Origin of the sequence: Romboutsia sp. D33t1_170424_H2 (assembly GCF_015669105.1) — a bacterium.
Classification (GTDB): domain Bacteria; phylum Bacillota; class Clostridia; order Peptostreptococcales; family Peptostreptococcaceae; genus Romboutsia_C; species Romboutsia_C hominis.
The window spans coordinates 78,482-97,867 of the sequence record NZ_JADOZQ010000006.1; the positions used below are offsets into that span (position 1 = coordinate 78,482).

Annotated in this window: 14 protein-coding genes and 3 riboswitches; of the genes, 1 reads left to right on the forward strand and 13 read right to left on the reverse strand. The window is 29.1% G+C overall.

The features are described from left to right. Positions 1 to 29: 29 nt before the first annotated feature. From I4U66_RS08865 to I4U66_RS08910, 10 genes are all read right to left on the reverse strand, one after another. Positions 30 to 707, reverse strand: a complete 678-nt coding sequence (locus tag I4U66_RS08865; RefSeq protein ID WP_092923580.1) for a methylenetetrahydrofolate reductase C-terminal domain-containing protein — start codon at positions 705 to 707, stop codon at positions 30 to 32. A gap of 24 nt (positions 708 to 731) precedes the next feature. Then, entirely contained in the window at positions 732 to 1,604 is an 873-nt protein-coding gene (locus I4U66_RS08870) for a bifunctional 5,10-methylenetetrahydrofolate dehydrogenase/5,10-methenyltetrahydrofolate cyclohydrolase (protein ID WP_092923577.1), read from the reverse strand. A 67-nt stretch (positions 1,605 to 1,671) separates the two neighbouring features. Beyond that, positions 1,672 to 2,304: a cyclodeaminase/cyclohydrolase family protein gene (locus tag I4U66_RS08875; RefSeq protein ID WP_092923574.1), complete on the reverse strand. Its 633-nt coding sequence runs from the start codon at positions 2,302 to 2,304 to the stop codon at positions 1,672 to 1,674. A gap of 87 nt (positions 2,305 to 2,391) precedes the next feature. Further along, complete coding sequence (locus I4U66_RS08880; RefSeq protein ID WP_092923570.1) at positions 2,392 to 4,068, reverse strand: formate--tetrahydrofolate ligase; 1,677 nt, start codon at positions 4,066 to 4,068, stop codon at positions 2,392 to 2,394. Positions 4,069 to 4,204: 136 nt separating this feature from the next. After that, on the reverse strand, positions 4,205 to 4,984 hold the full coding sequence (locus I4U66_RS08885; protein WP_092923567.1) for an ATP-binding protein: 780 nt from the start codon (positions 4,982 to 4,984) through the stop codon (positions 4,205 to 4,207). A gap of 215 nt (positions 4,985 to 5,199) precedes the next feature. Beyond that, entirely contained in the window at positions 5,200 to 7,122 is a 1,923-nt protein-coding gene (gene cooS, locus I4U66_RS08890) for an anaerobic carbon-monoxide dehydrogenase catalytic subunit (RefSeq protein ID WP_092923564.1), read from the reverse strand. Between the two features lie 343 nt (positions 7,123 to 7,465). Continuing rightward, on the reverse strand, positions 7,466 to 8,377 hold the full coding sequence (locus tag I4U66_RS08895; RefSeq protein ID WP_195928765.1) for a bifunctional enoyl-CoA hydratase/phosphate acetyltransferase: 912 nt from the start codon (positions 8,375 to 8,377) through the stop codon (positions 7,466 to 7,468). Between the two features lie 136 nt (positions 8,378 to 8,513). After that, positions 8,514 to 11,681 (reverse strand): SpaA isopeptide-forming pilin-related protein, encoded by a 3,168-nt coding sequence (locus I4U66_RS08900; protein WP_195928767.1) that lies wholly within the window; start codon positions 11,679 to 11,681, stop codon positions 8,514 to 8,516. Between the two features lie 72 nt (positions 11,682 to 11,753). Next, positions 11,754 to 11,837: riboswitch (cyclic di-GMP riboswitch) on the reverse strand. 149 nt (positions 11,838 to 11,986) lie between these two features. Next, positions 11,987 to 12,070, reverse strand: a riboswitch (cyclic di-GMP riboswitch). Between the two features lie 149 nt (positions 12,071 to 12,219). After that, positions 12,220 to 12,302: riboswitch (cyclic di-GMP riboswitch) on the reverse strand. 97 nt (positions 12,303 to 12,399) lie between these two features. Continuing rightward, positions 12,400 to 13,542 carry a tetratricopeptide repeat protein gene (locus tag I4U66_RS08905; RefSeq protein WP_092923555.1) on the reverse strand — a complete coding sequence of 381 codons (1,143 nt, stop codon included), beginning with the start codon at positions 13,540 to 13,542 and terminating at the stop codon, positions 12,400 to 12,402. A 122-nt stretch (positions 13,543 to 13,664) separates the two neighbouring features. Further along, positions 13,665 to 15,422, reverse strand: coding sequence for a B12-binding domain-containing radical SAM protein (locus I4U66_RS08910; protein WP_195928769.1), 1,758 nt, complete (start codon positions 15,420 to 15,422; stop codon positions 13,665 to 13,667). 163 nt (positions 15,423 to 15,585) lie between these two features. Between I4U66_RS08910 and I4U66_RS08915 the strand changes: the two genes are divergently transcribed. Beyond that, a complete protein-coding gene (locus tag I4U66_RS08915; RefSeq protein WP_092923549.1) occupies positions 15,586 to 15,786 on the forward strand; it encodes a hypothetical protein in 201 nt (66 codons plus the stop codon). On the opposite strand, the gene I4U66_RS08920 is transcribed toward I4U66_RS08915, so the two are convergent. From I4U66_RS08920 to I4U66_RS08930, 3 genes are all read right to left on the reverse strand, one after another. Continuing rightward, a complete protein-coding gene (locus tag I4U66_RS08920; protein WP_240294285.1) occupies positions 15,783 to 16,739 on the reverse strand; it encodes a hypothetical protein in 957 nt (318 codons plus the stop codon). The genes I4U66_RS08915 and I4U66_RS08920 overlap by 4 nt on opposite strands. A 267-nt stretch (positions 16,740 to 17,006) precedes the next feature. Then, positions 17,007 to 18,707 (reverse strand): arginine--tRNA ligase, encoded by a 1,701-nt coding sequence (argS, locus tag I4U66_RS08925; RefSeq protein ID WP_195928771.1) that lies wholly within the window; start codon positions 18,705 to 18,707, stop codon positions 17,007 to 17,009. Positions 18,708 to 18,874: 167 nt separating this feature from the next. Next, positions 18,875 to 19,318: a DUF523 domain-containing protein gene (locus tag I4U66_RS08930; protein ID WP_092923543.1), complete on the reverse strand. Its 444-nt coding sequence runs from the start codon at positions 19,316 to 19,318 to the stop codon at positions 18,875 to 18,877. Positions 19,319 to 19,386 lie beyond the last annotated feature (68 nt).

Consider the following 19,386-nt stretch of genomic DNA (forward strand, 5'->3'; position numbering starts at 1 on the left):
AAAATCCCCCTTTTAACCTTTTAAACGATCTAAGCCTCAGCTGAAGCTTCTTCTTCTTTTTTCTTTAAGTTTAAGTGTCTTGGATTGTTTTGCTTTGAATAATCCTTCATTGGTCTCATCTCAACCATATTTTCTAATTGATCTAATTCCTTTAACTTTTCATATATCATTATCCAAGCACAATCATTTTCTGGGCTAACTTCGCATTTTCCATTTTTAGCTCCACCACATGCACCATTTATTAATCCCTTAGCACATACAGTTACTGGACATATTCCTCCAGTCCATCCAAGTTCACATTCTCCACAAGCCTTACAAGACTCTTCGAATTCTCCAACTCTCTTTGTTTCCCCGATAAACATAGTGTTATTTGCTGGATATACTGGTAATTTCTTTATATTTTTAACTATGGTTTGAGTTCCATCTCCACAAGCCATAGATAAAACAGCATCAGCTTCTTTTAATTCTTCTTTTAATACTTTTAAATCCTTTTTAGATTTTAAAAGATTACATGCAGGTTCTAGTAAAGTGTATCCTAAAACAGTTTTTCCTTCTGACTCTAAAGCTTCTTTCATTTTTAAAACTTCTTCTTCTCCACCACTTTTACAAGTAGCTGCACATTCATTACATCCAACTATAACAACTTTTTGAGCTTTCTTTAAGAATCCTAAAATTTCTTGCATTGATTTATTTTCAGAAACTATCATCTCTATTCCCCCTAAAAACTTATCTTATTTGTTGTTTTGTAACTTACAAGCTTTAACTACATGCTTAGCAAGTATAGATGTAGTTACAGAACCTACTCCTGCTGGAACTGGAGTTATCATAGATACTTTATCAAGTACTGCGTTAGTATCAACATCTCCACATAAGTTTCCTTCTGCATCTACGTTTATACCAACATCTATAACAACTGCTCCTTCTTTAACGAAATCTTCTTTAACCATTCTCGCTCTACCAACAGCAGCAACTAATACATCAGCTTCAGAAGTTACTTTAGCTAAATCTTTAGTTCTTGAATGGCATATAGTAACTGTTGCATTTTCATTTAATAAAAGCATTGCAGCAGGCTTTCCAACAACCATTGATCTACCTAATACAGCTACCTTAGATCCACTTAATTCAACACCATAGTGCTTTAATATTTCAACTACTGCAGTTGGTGTACATGGAGGGAATCCAGTTTTATCTCCTTCCATAACTTTAGCAGAGTTTATTGGGCTGAAACTATCTACGTCTTTTTCTGGAGATATTATGTACTTTATAGCTTCTTCATCTAATTGCTTTGGAAGAGGTCTAAAGCATAATATACCATTAACATTTTTATCTTCATTTAATCCCTTTAATGTTTTTATGTATTCTTCTTGAGTTACATCTTCTGGTAATTCAACAACTTGAGTTTGTATTCCTATGCTTTCACATCTTTTTAATGCTCCTCTTTCGTAAGCTAAGTCACTTCCATTTGCACCTACCCTTAATATAGCTAACTTAGGATTTATACCCTCTTTAACTAATTCATTAACTTCTTTTATTAAGTTTTCACTTATTTGGTCAGCAACTGGCTTTCCTTTTATTATTTGTCCTTTTGTTATAGTTGTTTCCATGGATCCAATTCCCCCTATTAATTTATATTTATATACTTTATGTAATTCTTGATTTCTATTTAAATAATTACTTACCTAATGCTTTTTCAACTTTAGCGTAAACTTCATCACATATCTTTACGCCTTCTTCAACTAAAGTATCAACTTCATTTTTAACTTTAGCTACATATTCTTCGTCTTTTATTGAATTAATATTTATTACTACATTTAATTGGCCACTAAGTATAGCAGCTCTTAAACATTGTACTCCAACACCTACATCACTTATTGCAAGTCTTGAACCTTTATCTACTAAATCTTCATGTAATTTTATTGCATCAAAGCATACTCTTACTATATTTATTGGAACTTCGCAAGCTACCTTTAAAGCTTTCTCCATTGTTTCTTCTTTTATCTTCTTTTCTTCCTCAGTTGATGTAGGAAGACCGTAAGCTTTTGAAAGAGGTAAGAAGTTTTCTGCATCTTCATCTATCATGCTTAATAATTTCTTTTCTATATCTCCTGCTTTAGCTAAGATTTCTTTTATGCTTTCTTCATATTCAGCATATTTTTTCTTACCTATTGTTAAGTTACAAACCATGCTACCTAAAGCCATTCCTATAGCTCCAACTAGACTAGCTGCTCCTCCTCCTCCAGGTACTGCTGATTTAGAAGCTAAAACTTCTACAAATTCAACACAAGTTTTTTCTGATATTTTCATTTTCTTCCCCCTTGAATCATCTAAGGTTTTTATATGTAATCAGTAGGGTATGACTATAGTCATACTCTACTGTTTCATTCTCCTTTATTAGAATAATCCTGAGATTACTCCATTTTCATCAACATCTATTCTTTCAGCTGCTGGAACTTTTGGAAGTCCTGGCATCTTCATTATCTGCCCAGTTAAAGCAACTATAAATCCAGCACCTGCTGATACTGTTAATTGTCTAACTGTTATTCTAAATCCTGTTGGTCTTCCTAACTTAGTCTGATCATCAGTTAAAGAATATTGAGTTTTAGCCATACATATTGGCATTTTTCCGCATCCTATTTTTTCTAATTTTGCTAATTCTTTTTGAGCTTGTGGAGTAAAATCTACACCATCAGCTCCATATATCTTAGTAGCTATAGCATTTATTTTTTCTTCTATTGATAAATCATCTTCATAGCAGAATTCAAATTCATTTGGCTCGCTAGTTAATCTTATAACTTCTTTAGCTAGCTCAATTCCACCTTCTCCACCTTTTGCCCATACTTGAGATAATGCAACGTTAACACCTAGTTCTTGGCATTTAGCTCTTACTAAGTTAACTTCTGCTTCTGTATCAGTTGGGAATTCATTTATAGCCACTACTGCTGGTAATTTAAATACTTGAGTTATATTTTCAACATGCTTTAATAAGTTTGGAATTCCTCTTTCTAAAGCTTCTAAGTTTTCATTATTTAATTGATCTTTTGGTACTCCACCGTTATATTTTAATGCTCTTACTGTAGCAACTATTATAACAGCATCTGGCTTTAAGTTAGCCATTCTACATTTTATATCTAAGAATTTTTCAGCACCTAAGTCAGCACCAAATCCTCCCTCTGTTACTACATAGTCAGCAAAGTGCATAGCCATTCTTGTAGCTATAACAGAGTTACAACCATGAGCTATATTAGCAAATGGTCCACCATGTACAAATGCAGGTGTTCCTTCTAATGTTTGAACTAAATTTGGCTTTAATGCATCTTTTAATAATGCAGCCATAGCTCCATTAGCTTTTAATTGCTCAGCAGTTACAGGATCTCCATTAAAGTTGTATCCAACTATTATTCTTCCTAATCTAGCTTTTAAATCAACTATATCACTTGCTAAACAGAAAGCAGCCATTACTTCTGAAGCAACTGTTATATCAAATCCATCTTCTCTAGCTACACCATCACCTCTTGATCCTAAACCGTCAACAACATTTCTTAGTTGTCTATCGTTCATATCAACACATCTTCTCCAAGTTATGCTTCTAGAGTCTATTCCTAATTCATTTCCTTGGTGGATGTGATTATCAAGCATAGCAGCTAATAAGTTATTCGCAGCTCCTATTGCATGGAAATCTCCTGTAAAGTGTAAGTTTATATCTTCCATAGGAACAACTTGCGCATATCCTCCACCAGCTGCTCCACCTTTAACACCAAATACAGGTCCTAAAGAAGGCTCTCTTAATGCAACTAATACATTTTCTCCTAATTTAGCTAATCCATCAGCTACACCTATAGTTGTAGTAGTTTTTCCTTCTCCTGCTGGAGTTGGGTTTATAGCTGTAGTTAATATTAATTTAGCTTTTTTCCCACCATTGTCTCTTTTTAATAAGTTGTAATCTACTTTAGCTTTGTATTTACCATATAGTTCTATATCATCTTCTGATAAATTTAATTTTTTAGCTATCTCTCTTATATCTTGTGGCTTAGCTTCTTGTGCTATTTCTATATCTGATTTAAATCCCATTACTCAATCTCCTCCTACAAATTTAATAATTTTATATTTCACTATGTATGTATACCACAAAGTTAATGGTTTTAAATACATATAGTGTTTAACATAATTATTATGACACTTAAAAGTTAGATTTTTGACATTTCAGTTATATATTTTGCAATTTAACTAGATGGTTTTTAATTGCTTTTATCTGATTTTTAGTCTCTTCACTTGTGTCATATGGAGATTTGTTTGATCTATCTGCGTCTATAACATCTTGGTTATAGTATATAAATCCTAATGGTTCCCCATCCTCTAGGTTAGATATTATGAATTCCTCGTCTTCTTTATTTCTAATTTTATTTCCTACGACAAATACTTTTTTAACTCCTATATCTTGTCCTAGCTTTTTTACTTTTCTATAGGTCTGAAGACTTCTTTCTCCAGGCTCAACAACTACTATAAATGCATCTACACTTTCAGCTGTTCCTCTCCCTAAATGTTCAATACCTGCTTCCATATCCATAACAACTACATCTTTATTTTGTAATATTAAGTGTGAACATAGCCTTTTTAGTAGTACATGTTCTGGACAAACACATCCACTACCACCAGAATCTACTGTTCCTAATGTAAGTAGCCTTACTCCATTATGTTCTTTACATAAATTTTCTGGTATGTCATCTACCTTAGGATTCATTTTAAACATTTTTCCAAATGATCCTACTGATGCAGCAGTCCTATCTGAAACAAGTTTTTTCATTTCTGAGATTGGAACTATTGACTCATAGACTTCTCTTGGAAATCCTAGTGCTAAAGCTAAGTTTGCATCTGGATCAGCATCAACTGCTAGTACTCTATATCCATCTTCTGCAAACATTCTAGATAGCATTGAAGAAAAAGTTGTTTTACCTACTCCGCCCTTACCTGTTATTGCTATTTTCATATTATACCACCTTTTGTCATTAGTTACTTTATTTTTTAATGTTTATTTCTGTTTTTCTTTATTTAAATCTGGTCAATCCCTTTGTATGTCTACATTTATTTAAATTTAATTATTTTTAGTCTTTTATTTATATTAAACGATAAGTAGATATTTGTTATATTTATATCCACTTATCGTTTTTAGACTAATAAATAATTATTACTTATTTTGCATTATTAAGCTTCAACAGTAGCTTCTTCATTCATTTTTTCTTCTACTAATTTTTCAAAATGAACACGTTTCTTTTCTATATCTTGTATTATCATTTGAGCTAATTCTTCAGGATTTTCATTTACCTTGAATGTAGCTCCTACTGAATCTTGTAATGTTTGAGTCAATATCTCAACAGTTTTGTCAGAACCAGCAACTGGAGGCATAATTCCTAAGTATGTATCTATCCCTGATGCTACAACATAAGTACCTATAGCAACAGCTTTTTCTGACATCCATTCTGGTGCTACACCTGCTACTGGAATATCACACATATCCATATCTAAGAACTTAGCAACTTCTGACACTACAGATAATATACGACTACAGTCAACACAAGAACCTAAGTGTATTACTGGAGGTATATCAACTAACTCACAAACTGTTGCAAGCCCCTTACTAGCCATACTTCTAGCTTCTTTAGTTAATAGTCCAAATTTACCAGCAGCTGAAGCACCACAACCTGTAGTAACTACAAGTATATCGTTTTTAATTAATTCTTTCATTATAGTAACATGAGCTTTATTTGAAGTACTTCTTGCATTGTTACATCCAACAACACCAACTACCCCTCTTAATACTCCTGATTTTAAGCAGTCTACTAATGGTTTAACAGTTCCCGCTTGATCTATTTGAGAGTTTACAACTCTATCTAATTGACCTATTATTGCTTGTTCACTGAATCCTACAGTTGTTGAAGATTTTAACTGTGGTATTTCAACTTTTTCTTTATCTCTATTTTTGAAGTTTAGTATAGCTTCTCTTACTATTCTCTTGGCATCATCAAGAGCTGTTTCTTCTGTGAATTCTATATAAGTTGATCCTGCTATTTTTGCCTTTGGAGATGTTGTTATGAATTTAGTGTGATAACATTCTGCGACTTTTGCTAATGCAGGGAATATACATTGAACGTCAACTATCATTGCTTCTACAGCACCTGTTACGATAGCTAACTCTTGTTGGTGGAAGTCTCCTGCAGTTCTTACACCATGTCTCATTGTAACCTCATTACCAGTACAACACATACCAGCTAAGTTTATTCCATCTGCTCCCATTTCTTTAGCTAATGCTACTAATTCTGGATCTTCAGATGCTAAAACTATCATTTCTGATAATGATGGCTCATGTCCATGTAATATTATGTTTACTTTATTATCTTCTAATACTCCTAGATTTGCTTCTGATTGTCTAACTGTTGGTGTTCCGAATAGTATATCACTGAATATAGTTCCTATCATTGATCCACCCCATCCATCTGATAATGAAGTTCTCATTGATAAGTTTATTAAACTATCTATATCAGCTGTACATCCCATATGAGTTGAGTGCATTATTGTGGCTATTTCTCTATCTATAGCTCTTGGTTCTATTGCGTATCTTTTCCATATTTCTTGTCTTTGCTTTGGAGCACGACTTAAGAAGTTTAATACTCCATGTGGTTTACCAAACTCCATTAAAGCTATATCTGCAACTTCATGAGCTATATCATATATATCTCGATCTTCAGTCTCTACTCCCCATTCTTTAGCTAAATTAACTAATTTAACTTCATCTTTTATAGTGTAGTTTCCATCTCTGCTAGATAAAGATAATGTATGAGCTATACCCCTTGCATGATCAGAGTGAGCTGCAGTCCCCGCTGCAACCATTCTAGCAAAGTTTCTACCTACTATTACATGCTCATCAGCTCCACATAATCCAAGTGGAGTTTTAGGAGTTATTCTACAAGGTCCAGCTGCACATATTCTACAACAAGTTCCTTGAAGACCAAATCCACATTGAGCCTTCATAGAAAGCTTTCTATCATACATAGTTTCTACACCATCTTTTGCCGCCTTATCTAACATAGCTTGACTGTTCAAATCGATAGTCATCATTTTTTTATCCATATTCCTATCCCCTTTTTCCTTGATTTTTAATCCTAGAGGTGATAAAAAATTATGTCCATTGTAAGACTAAAGTTATTGATTCCCTAATTTGATTATATACTAAATTTTGTTAATTTGGTATTCTTTTAAATATTTTTTTAACAAAATTAGTTTGCTCAATATAAGTTATTTTTTTATATAAAATATACTTCTTGTATAAAGTTTTATATAAGAAGTATATTTTATATTTTCCCCATATTATCTATTGAAAAATATATATTAATTTAAAATTTTTATTAATTTGAATTTTTCTAAAAACGTTTACCTATTTATATTATAATATTGTTTACATTATTTGTATATATTATTTCATGCTCTTGGCAATAAGTGCTCCATATGCTATAGAATATAGCTTAGATTCATGACTATCTGCTCTTGATACCAATACTACTGGGGCTTTTGCTCCCATTATAATTCCTGCTGATTTCGCATTCGCCATATATGTAAATGATTTTCCTATTCCATTTCCAACTTCAATATTTGGAACTAATAATATATCTGTATCTCCACTTACTTCACTTTTAAATCCTTTTACTTCACTTGCTTCTTTTGATATAGCTAAATCAAATGCAAGCGGACCTTCGACTATAACGCCTTCTCCAAATTTACCTTCTTTACAAGCTTCTTGTAATAGTCTAGCATCTACTGTAGCTTGCATTTTTGGATTTACTTTTTCTTTTGCTGCTAAACATGCTACCTTTATCTCATCCACACCTAAACATTTTGCCGCTTGTATTGCATTTTTTAGTATTTTTTCTTTTTGTTCATAATCTGGAGATATGTTCATTCCGCCATCTGTTAATATTAAAAGCTTATGGTAGTTTTCAAGTTGATATATCATTACATGACTAAGTAAACTCTCTGTTCTAAGTCCATACTCTTTATTGAGCACTGACTTTAATAGTATTGATGTATCAAGTAATCCCTTCATAACAAAATCAGCTTCTTGTTTAGACACTAACTCTACGGCAATCTTTGCACTTTCTTCTATACTTGGCGAGTCTATTATAGTTATACCTTCTAACTCAAAGTTTATGTCATTTGATATAGACTTTATTTTATCTGCTTGTCCTACTAATATAGGTTGTATAACTTCTTTATTAACTGCATCCTTTATAGCTAATAAAACTTCTCTATCTTCTGCTGCTGCAACTGAAAGTATTACTTTTTCTTCTTGCTTTAGTTTGTCTAACATATCGTGTAAATCTTTTATCATCTCATACTCCCCCTTGTTATATATATTTAAATAATATCACATTTAGTACTAAAATAGTTTTCTAGTAGTATAGTCTAAATATTCTATAAAATTAAAAAAATAGTATTAGCATAATACACTAATACTATTTTTTTATTTACTTTCTCTTGTTTATAAATACAATCCCCACTAAAGCTAATATAACTAATGCAGTATATCCTATTATAGATTCTTCTCCTGTTTTAGGAGTATTAGTAGTTTTATCTAATACTTTATTATCATTATTATATTTATGCTCTAATTCCTTTGTCTTGCTATTAGTATTTTTTTCAGACACTTCATCTTTCTCATTTTCAAAAACTAATTTTACATTTTCTTTTTGATTAGACTTTATCTCAAAATTTTGTACTTCATTTGTTAATGGGTACCCTTCTGATGATTTTGTTTCTACTGCTTTATACTTGCCTGGTTCTAGACTTACTGTAGCTGTTCCGTCTTTTCCAGTTGTTGTTGTTGTCACATTTTTTCCATCTTGTGTTTGGATTTCAAACTCTGTTCCTGGCAACATTTTACTTGGATTGTCTTTATCAACTTCCTTTATTTCTACTTCTCCATTTGTTTTTTCATCTACTACTTTATTATCATTATTATATTTATCTTCTGATTCACTTTGCTTATTATTAGTATCTTTTACAGGCAATTCTTCCCTCTTATTTTCAAAAACTAATTTTATATTTTCTTTTTGATTAGGCTTTATCTCAAAATTTTGTACTTCATTTGTTAATACATATCCTTCTGATGCTTTTGTTTCTACTGCTCTATATTCTCCCGGCTTTAAAGTTGCTCTTGCTATACCGTCTTCTCCAGTTATTATCGTTGTCACCTTTTTCCCATCTTGTGTTTGGATTTCGAACTCTGTCCCTGGTAACACCTTACTTGTATCATCTTTATCTACTTTCTTTATTTCTACTTCTCCACTTGATTTATTCTCTGATTCATTTAACTTATTGTTAATTTTTTCAGTAGGAATTTCTTGCTTCTCATTTTCAAATACTAATTTTGCATCTTCCTTTTGATTAAACTTTATTTCGAAGTTTTGTACTTCATTTGTTAATATATATCCTTTGGATGCTTTTGTTTCTACTGCTTTATACTTTCCTGGCTTTAGACTTGCTCTTGCTATTCCGTCCTTTCCAGTTATTATCGTTGTTACCTTTTGCCCATCTTGTATTTGTATTTCAAACTCTGTTCCTGGTAACACTTTACTTGTATTATCTTTATCTACTTTCTTTATTTCTACTTCTCCATTTGTTTTCTCATTTGTTATAGTTCCTATATTTTTAACAGTTCCTATATCACTTTTTTCTATAGTAAACTTTATGTCTTTTCCATCTACTGAATATCCCTCTGGAGCTTTTACTTCTTGTAAATAATATGTTCCTACATTATCTACATCTGATTTAATTAATCCATTCTCATCACTAGTTAATTTTCCTATAACTTTCTTATTAGAATCTTTTAGATTAAATATAGCTCCACTAAGCTTACTTTCCTTATTTTCACTATCAACTTTAATAGCTTCAAAAGCATATCCCTTTTTAGTTTCAACTTTATTACTTGGATTACCATTTATTTTAGCTATATTTGATACAGTTGTTCCATCTTTTACATTGCTAAAATCAGTATATATTTTTACTTCTAAATTTTCTTTGTAATTTATTTGTCCCTTATCATTGATAATATTGACTGTATTATTTGCTTTATCTATTTTACTAGAAAAAGCATCTGGAACTTCAACTTTTACGATCTTTACGTTCGGATCTAATTTATCTACTAAATCTATATATCCCTTTTGGAATACACCAAAACTCTCAAAGTTTATAGAATATACAACACTTTGGTCATCATCTTTTTCTAATTTAGTCTTATCAACAGATTTGTGAGCATTTATAGCTCCTGCATTGTATTCATATTTAACCGTATCATCAACACTATTTCTAGTTCCATTGTATGATAACTTTGCAGTATTTGAGTATGAATCTTCAACATTTGTAATCTTCATGTCGTAACAAACAATATAGTAATCATCTACGTTTCCAAAATTTATAGTTAAATTTCCATTATTAGTGTTTATTTTATCTTTAAATTGATCTGTTACCCACTCAAAGCTTTCATCTTTATTGTATTTACCTATACTTATACTGTCCTTTAAAAGTTCCATTCCTTTAGGTGTAAAGTCATTTAAAGTTACATTTTTAAGATTTGACCTATTTTCATTAATATCTATTCTATATCTTACATTTTCGTTCATAGATGCTACATTTTTACCTTCTGAATTTTTAGCAGAAGTATAACTATACTTACTTATAACATCTTTTGCTTCATTTTTTTGTTTTAATATAACAGTACTATTTAACTTACCATCGCTTTTATTAAATACTGCTGTATTCTTATAAGAACTCAAATTTTGAGTAATCTTTGTCTTATAAGTTACAATATATTTATCTTTAATATTTCCAAAGTTTATACTAAGCCTATTAGATGATTTGCTTATATTTAAGCTATCTGTGACATCTGTTTCTGCGCTATCTCTTTCTATTTTAATTACATTTACAGAGCTTGGTATAAGCTCCATTCCTTCAGGCATATTATCTGTTAATACTGCATTTGATATATTTGAAAATTTCTCATTAACATATACTCTATATTGTTGAGTTTTTCCTAGTACTGGATAATATATATTTCCTACCGTATTTCCATCTGAATCTACATGGTCATAATTATTTATAGTTTTAAGAATCTGTCTATCTATTATAGGCTCTGTTTCATTAGATGGTTTTATAGCTATTTCTATGCTAGTAACTGGTTTTCCATCAACCCATACCTCTATCTTCTGATTATCTACTTCTTCCGTTTTATCTGCATATGCTGATACATTAACATATCCTCCTATTGCATCATAAACATCATCCCCAAAAGTTGCTACTACTTTATTACCTTCCATTTGTACACTTTTAAAATGCTCTGGGGGGAATTTAAAGCTAAATCTTTCAAGCCAACTAGGCATTTCAAATTCTATAGTATCACCTGGTTTTATACTCCCTGGACCATATTTAGCCTTATACTCTAGTTTAAAATTCAATTTTTCTCCAGGCTCAATCTCTTTTTTATCACATGTTATAGATACTTCTATTGTATCCCCTTGATTATCTGTCTTAACTTCTTCAGCATACGCAAAATGTGTATTAATTAACACATTTATAACCATTAGTACTGACGTAAGTATCGATATTATTTTTTTTCCTAACTTGTATTTATTTTTCAATAAATTTCACCACCCTTTTTAAATCTTTTTATTTTAAAATAAAAAAGACTATTCAAGATAATGATGATTTATTATCTGAATAGTCGGTTGCACTATTAACTCCATATACCTCAAGTGCCCATATACAAGGTATACTTCTTCATTCCTATTTTTAGCTTATATGTATTTATGCCCTTTTAATAATTTTGCTTTGTGTGCATTTATGCTATATAAAATTGTTAGCTTTCATTTGATTTTCATTAATGTCTTATCAATAAACTTTTATTTTAAAATAAAAAAGACTATTCAAGATAATAATGATTTATTATCTGAATAGTCGGTTGCACTATTAACTCCATATACCTCAAGTGCCCATATACAAGGTATACTTCTTCATTCCTATTTTTAGCTTATATGTATTTATGTCCTTTTAATTATTTTAATTTGTTCGCATTTATGCTATATAAAATTGTTAGCTTTCATTTAATTTTCATTAATGTCTTATCAATAAACTTGTATCTTAAAATAAAAAAGACTATTCGAATAATATTTAAATATTATCTGAATAGTCGGTTGCACTATTAACTCCATATACCTCAAGTGCCCATATACAAGGTATACTTCTTCGCTCCTAATTTTAACTTTTGAATATAATTATATAATCTCAGTGATTTATTATACCCTTTAATTTAGTTAAAGTCAATTTTAGATTTTTTTATAGTAAATTTTAACTTATTTTTTATCTATATTTATCAAGTTCTCTTAAACATGCCACTGTAATTTCATCTTGTGGATCTAATTCATAAGCTCTTTCTATATAATATATAGCATCATCTATATCACCTTTGTTTAGATATGCCATCCCTAAATTGCATAATATTTCTGGATCTTCTTTTATTTTAGCTGCTTGTTCAAAGTGTTCTATAGCTTTATCTATATTGAACATACTAGCTTCACAAAGGCCTAGTTCAACCATTGTATCTACTTGATGTGGTTTAGTTATAAGTATTTTTTCAAAATATTTCTTAGCTTCTTCAAATTCACCCATATTTTTATAAGCTAATCCTATCATAAATAATAAGTTCCACCAATCAGGATGATCTTGTTCAAGAGGTAATAATTTTTCTAGTCCTTCTTCACATTTTCCTTGGAATACTAAATTATAACCTTCTTCATATTGAACTTTAAAGTCCATCTTTCCTATATTTTCTTGAACCTCTGCCATTAAGTCTGCATCTAACCCTAATTTTTGTGCTTCTTCCCATATAACTCTAGCCTTTAAATATTGACCTTGATTGTAGTAATGATATCCTAAATGATAGTAAGCTAAAGCAAAGTTTTCATCTAATTGTATAACCATTTCCAACTTTTCTAAGGCTTCTAATAAAAACTTATTCATAGCTTCTTTGTCCATATCTTTTTGATACTGCTTTGCTAGTTCCTGGCAAACTATTGAATAATGATATAATCCATCTATGTCATTTGGATACATACTTATCATAGCTTTTAAGTATATTAACGAATCAGTTATCTCACCAATATCAAAGTATTTTTTAGACATATAGCCCATATATTCTTTTATATTTATATTTACTTTTTTGCTAAAAGCATCTAAAAATTTTCTGTATTCTTCATTATACTTAAATTGGCTATCAATACCCATTATATATATCATAGCATCTGCTATAGACATTGTATTTATCTTATCTTGCGCTGTCTTTTCTTTTATTCCTTTAACTAATACCTCATTTTTTATAGGTACATCTAATCCACCCTTAGGTATAGTGTAACCTTCTAAGTTAAATTCTCCACCATGTTTTATAGTTATAAAAGATAATTCTTCTGTTTTCTTTAATAAATACTTCTCTATTTTAAACTTCATCTTTTCCTCCTTTGTAACTTCACATAATAATTTTTAATCTATTAATGTTTATACCCATTAAAAATTTATGTGATATGTTTTCATAATATATAATACCAATATGTAATAATTAGCATTTAATATTATATGTTAACACTATATGACTTTGACTTTTCAAAAACTTTGTTATCATCATCATAGACAAATAAAATTATATTTTTTATCTCTTTTATATCAGCATGTATATCTTCTTTTAACTTTAATATATCGAATCTAAATGGTTCAAAATGAACATATTTTATTATATGCTTAGCTGGTTTATTTTCAAACTGTGGTATATATTTTAATATGTTATCTTCATTTTGTAAGAACATATGACATCTATTTTTAAAATCTTCTACATCTTCTTTATTGAATATTTGAGGTAAATTTGAAGTTTTACCTAATGATATATAATCATACTTTAATATATCATTAAATAATTCATTTTTATCATTTATCTTATCGTTGTAGAAATCTAATAATATTTTATATAATTGATTCTTACCTTGTGCTACATCAAAATACCCATTTTCATCAAAGTAAGTTGCAAATTCTTCAAAGAATTTAAATGGACTTTGCTCATAATAATTATGTATTATGTATCTCATTGACAATACAAAGTTTTTAGAGTTATAGTATCTTTCTAGTATTTCTTCTATATCTTTTAACTTTATCATTTCGCTATAACTTATATAATCATTATATAATACTTCATATGGTGTATAATCTTTGTATCTATATCCATGTTCTTTTGCAGTATTTCTTATACCAGTTCCTTTTATCATCTTTAAGAACCCTAATTGTATATGCTCTATACCTAAATTAAATACATCATTAAATGAATTTTCAAAGCTTGCATAATCTTCATATGGAAGTCCCGCTATTAAATCTAAATGTTGATGTATATTTCTATACGATGCTACTTTTTTAACTGCATAAGATAATTTTTCAAAATCATCTCTTCTTCCAACTGCATCAAGAGTTTTCTGGTTTGTACTTTGTACTCCTATTTCAAATTGGAATAACCCTTCTTTGCAATCTTTTAAGAAGTTTAATGTTTCCTCATCTAATAAGTGTGCTGTGACTTCAAAATGATATGTTGTATAACCATTGTCATTTTCCATAAGGAAATTCATTATTTCTTGTGCAAACTTCTTGTTAGCATTGAAAGTTCTGTCTATAAACTTTATTTGAGATACCCTTGCATCTATTAATGCCTTTAAATCTTTTTTTACTCTATCTATACTAAAATATCTTAATCCTTCAAGTGTTGAAGATAAGCAGTATTGGCAATTAAAAGGACACCCTCTAGATGTTTCATAGTAAACAATTCTATTTTCATATTCTGCTGGATTTAAATGATCATAAGGACTAGGTATTTCATCTAGATTTTGTAATAATTCCTTAGGTTTAGTTACAACTATCTCATCGTTATTTCTATAAACTATACCTTCTACATATTCTAAAGATTTTTGTCCTTTTAGATACATTACTAAATCTCTAAAAACTAATTCTCCCTCTCCATAAAGTATATAGTCTACAAATGAGTGCTTTTCCATAAAGCTTTCGCTATCATAAGTTACCTCTGGCCCACCTAGAGCTATCTTTATACTTGGCTTTACTTTCTTTATATTATGGCATAATCTAACTATATCGTTTACGTTCCATATATAAGTTGAAAATAGTATTACATCATAATCATGTTTGTGTATATCTTTTAATATATAATCTAAATCATTATTTATTGTATATTCTTTTAAATCTACTTCTACTAAGTCTTTTACAAACTCTTTTAAATATCTTATTGCTAAATTTGTATGTATAAATTTTGAATTTAACGTTGTTAATAAAATTTTCAATTATTTCACCTCTTTTTTCATTTATGCTATGATTTTCTGTACATTTTAGGTTAAAATACTATATGTAGTATATTATCATTTTTTTCTTTAATAGAAGGTTTTTTAAACCTTTTTGTAGAATAATAGTATCATAATTATATCTAATTTAGAAAGGAAGTTTTTTATGGAATTAATCGATCAAGTATCTATCAATGCCTTATCAAAAAGGGACTTATTGCTTATTATAAAAGCCTTAGAGTATACAAATGAAAATACTGGACTTAATGAATTTATAGATTTAAGAAACAGTATAATAAAAGAACTATGCTTTTTAACTGATACTAGCGAAGAAGATTTTGTTAATTACCTAGAAAATACTAACTAAGATTTTTTAAATTTAAGATTATATATTCCTGATTTAGCTTTGACTCCTATCTCAAGAATATCATTTTTAAAATCTTTTTTTATAATTTCAATTTGATTAAATATCGGATCTATAGTAATTTCCCCTACTTCTAATTTAATTAGGGATCTTGGATCTACACGATTATTATAAATCTTTTTGTTAATTATATATTTTCTTAGTTTAATTACATATTCAGCCATTGATAAGGTGAAGTCTATATTGTTTATATTTAAATTCTCTTCGAAGTTTAGTATAGATAGTATAGATTTTTTTATACTTAATATTCCATTATCACTTATTTCCCTATCTTCAATATATATATCATACAATACATTTAACATATTTATTAATACTTTATCTTCTTCGTATTCATATACTTTTAAATCTATATACTTGTCTATTATTTGTATTGCTTTAATTCGTTCCATTTGAAACTTAACTACTTGAGATTTATCTAATTCCATTGTAAATCCTATAATTTTTTCTTTTGCACTTTGCAATAATTCTTCATATTCTACATTTTTATTTTCTATTAATTTATGGATTATAATATTATAGCAAATAGCACTTAATATATACTCATATGTATTTTCTTCTATTTTAAGAAACCTTATATACTTACTCACTAAATCAATAACAACTTCTTCACTTTTATCTGCGTTTGTGTTTGAAAGTATTACTGGAAGTAATATATTTATTATATTTTTACTACTTAACTTCTCTCCATAAAATTTATAGTATATTAATTCATCTCTTAGTCTATTGCTATCTATATATACATATCTCTGTATTTTATCATCAATAAGACATTTTGTATTTATTATTATTAAATCTTTTAATGATTTGTCATTCATTTCAAATGCTGATATATATGCATTTTTTATATTATTTTCTATTGTAGTATTAGCTATCATACTCTTAACCTTTCTCATATGAAACTCTATATTACTTTATTGTTATCATCTATTATACTTAATATACTTTGCTTTGACTAACCAAAAAAAAGAGACAGTTTTTCACTGCCATTTCAAAACTTGATTATATTTAATAAACTATATAAATTATTACTATTTATATTTTTACATAGATTTAAAATAAATATATTAGAAAATATTATAGTGGTAACTAGAACCAATAGTTTTAGCTACCACTGTATATTATATCTAAATTATAATATTAATTTTTAATCAATATTATAATTACATTCTTTCTGGTGCATGCATACCTAATAACTTAAGAGCATTCTCTATTGTTTGTCTAGTAGCAGCAACTAAAGCAAGTCTTGCTTTTCTTAATTCAACATCTTCAACTAATATGGCATTGTCATGGTAGAATTTATTGAATGCTTGTGCTAAATCTAATACAAATCTAGTTATTATGTGTGGTTCATTCTTTCTTAAAGCATTAAGTATAGACTTGTTGAAAGATGCTATAACCTTTAATACTTCTGAACTATCTTCATCATTTAATAATTCATAATTTATATCTGTAGTTATTTCTTCATTAGCTTTTCTTAAAACTGCACAACATCTTGCATGAGTATATTGAACGTATGGTCCAGTTTCTCCATCAAAGCTTAAAGTTCTTTCCCATGAGAATGTATAATCTTTTATTCTGCTGTTAGATAGCTCTTGGAACACAACAGCTCCAACACCTACTTGCTTAGCTATTTTATCAACATTTAATGCATTAGGATTTTTAGCTAACATTGTTTCTTTTGTTTTTTCTATAGCTTGCTTTAATACGTCTTCTAAGAATACTACTCTACCTTTTCTTGTAGACATTGTTCCATTTTCTAAAGCAACCATACCAAATGGTACATGTACCATATCTTTAGCCCATTCAAATCCAACTAATTCTAGAACTTTGAATAATTGTTGGAAATGTAAGCTTTGTTGAGAACCAACTACATATATACACTTGTCGAAATCATAATTATTCTTTCTATAAACTGCAGCTGCTAAGTCTCTAGTCATGTATAATGTTGAACCATCATTTTTAGTTATAAGAGCTGGTGGCATATTGAATTCTTCTAACTCAACAACATTTGTTCCTTGAGATTCTTTTAATAATCCTTTTTCTTTTATAGTTTCTATTACTGAGTCCATTTTGTCAGAGTAGAAACTTTCTCCATTATATGAATCAAACTCTATATCTAATAAGTCATAAACTCTAGCAAATTCTTTTAAACTTTCATCTCTGAACCATTGCCATAATGCTTTAGCTTCAGCATCTCCATTTTCTAATTTAGTGAACCAAGCTCTTGCCTCATCTTCCATCTCTGGGTGCTTTTCAGCTTCATCATGGAATTGTATGTATAATTTTAATAATTCTGGTATTGGGTTGGCTTCTACAGCTTCTTTACTACCCCATAATTTGAAAGCTACTATTAACTTACCAAATTGAGTTCCGTAGTCTCCTAAGTGATTTATTCTTACTGTATTGTATCCTTGAGAATCATATATTTTGTATAAAGAATTTCCTATAACAGTAGTTCTTATATGCCCTATATGGAATGGCTTAGCGATATTTGGAGATGAGAAGTCTATTACAACTGTCTTATCCTTTCCTAAATCACTGTGTCCGTATTTTTCTTTTTGAGTTAAAACATCATTTATAACATTTTTAGCTAATTGAGATTTGTCAACGAAGAAGTTAACATATCCTCCTAAAGGTAATACCTTAGATATTGCTCCTTTAGCTTCTATTTTTTCTGCTAATTCTGCCGCTATCATATTTGGAGCTTTTCTAAATACTTTTGCTAATTTAAAGCAAGGAAATGCATAATCTCCCATTTCTTTGTTTGGTGGTACTTCTATAAGACCAACTATTTCTTCTAATGTTAAATCTTCTATGTTTTCTTTTAAGCAGTTTGCTATTTCTATCTTAAAATCTTGCATTATATTTCTCCTCTCATATTCTTATTATTTTATGGTAAATCAATTTATGAGTTTTTTCAAGTTATTTGGTTTATTTATTAACTATATTTTAGCAATATTCTTATTTATAATACAATTTTGTATAAGTTAATTATTCCATTTAAATTTAAAATAAAAATTTACTTTACTTATAGTTCTTTTTCACTTATTACTTTTATTCCATTTTCTATTAATAATGCAGCAGTAACTCCTAAGCCGTCCTTCTTTTTACCTGCAAAACTTCCATCATATATATAACTTGAACCACAAGATGGACTTCCATCTTTTAATATAGCCTCTTTGCAGTTATATAATTTAGCTATTTTTAAAGCTTCATCTGCTCCATTTCTAAACTTTTTAGTTACATCCAATCTTTGCTTATTAATTACACTTGCTTTTCCTTTTATAACATCATATCCATCTAGTTTAACTATTTCTGAAGGTTCTCTTGGTGTGCTCATTCCTCCTAATTGTTCTGGACACACTATTATAAACTCTTTACCTTCTAAGAACTTTTTTACATTTTCATTTTTATTATTTTCTCCATTGTACTTACAATTTATTCCAAGTAAGCATGCTGATACTAAAATCATATTGTACCACCTTATATATATTACTTTTATAAAAAATTTGCTATATCGCAAAATTATATATTTTAAAC

Coding starts and splice junctions, on each gene's coding strand:
- I4U66_RS08885 (WP_092923567.1), bottom strand. CDS start 4,984: ATGAAAATAGCAATAACAGGTAAGGGCGGAGTAGGTAAAACAACTTTT.
- I4U66_RS08905 (WP_092923555.1), bottom strand. CDS start 13,542: ATGAAGTTTAAAATAGAGAAGTATTTATTAAAGAAAACAGAAGAATTA.
- I4U66_RS08880 (WP_092923570.1), bottom strand. CDS start 4,068: ATGGGATTTAAATCAGATATAGAAATAGCACAAGAAGCTAAGCCACAA.
- I4U66_RS08930 (WP_092923543.1), bottom strand. CDS start 19,318: ATGATTTTAGTATCAGCATGCTTACTTGGAATAAATTGTAAGTACAAT.
- I4U66_RS08915 (WP_092923549.1), top strand. CDS start 15,586: ATGGAATTAATCGATCAAGTATCTATCAATGCCTTATCAAAAAGGGAC.
- argS (WP_195928771.1), bottom strand. CDS start 18,707: ATGCAAGATTTTAAGATAGAAATAGCAAACTGCTTAAAAGAAAACATA.
- I4U66_RS08865 (WP_092923580.1), bottom strand. CDS start 707: ATGATAGTTTCTGAAAATAAATCAATGCAAGAAATTTTAGGATTCTTA.
- I4U66_RS08920 (WP_240294285.1), bottom strand. CDS start 16,739: ATGAGAAAGGTTAAGAGTATGATAGCTAATACTACAATAGAAAATAAT.
- I4U66_RS08870 (WP_092923577.1), bottom strand. CDS start 1,604: ATGGAAACAACTATAACAAAAGGACAAATAATAAAAGGAAAGCCAGTT.
- I4U66_RS08875 (WP_092923574.1), bottom strand. CDS start 2,304: ATGAAAATATCAGAAAAAACTTGTGTTGAATTTGTAGAAGTTTTAGCT.
- I4U66_RS08895 (WP_195928765.1), bottom strand. CDS start 8,377: ATGATAAAAGATTTACACGATATGTTAGACAAACTAAAGCAAGAAGAA.
- cooS (WP_092923564.1), bottom strand. CDS start 7,122: ATGGATAAAAAAATGATGACTATCGATTTGAACAGTCAAGCTATGTTA.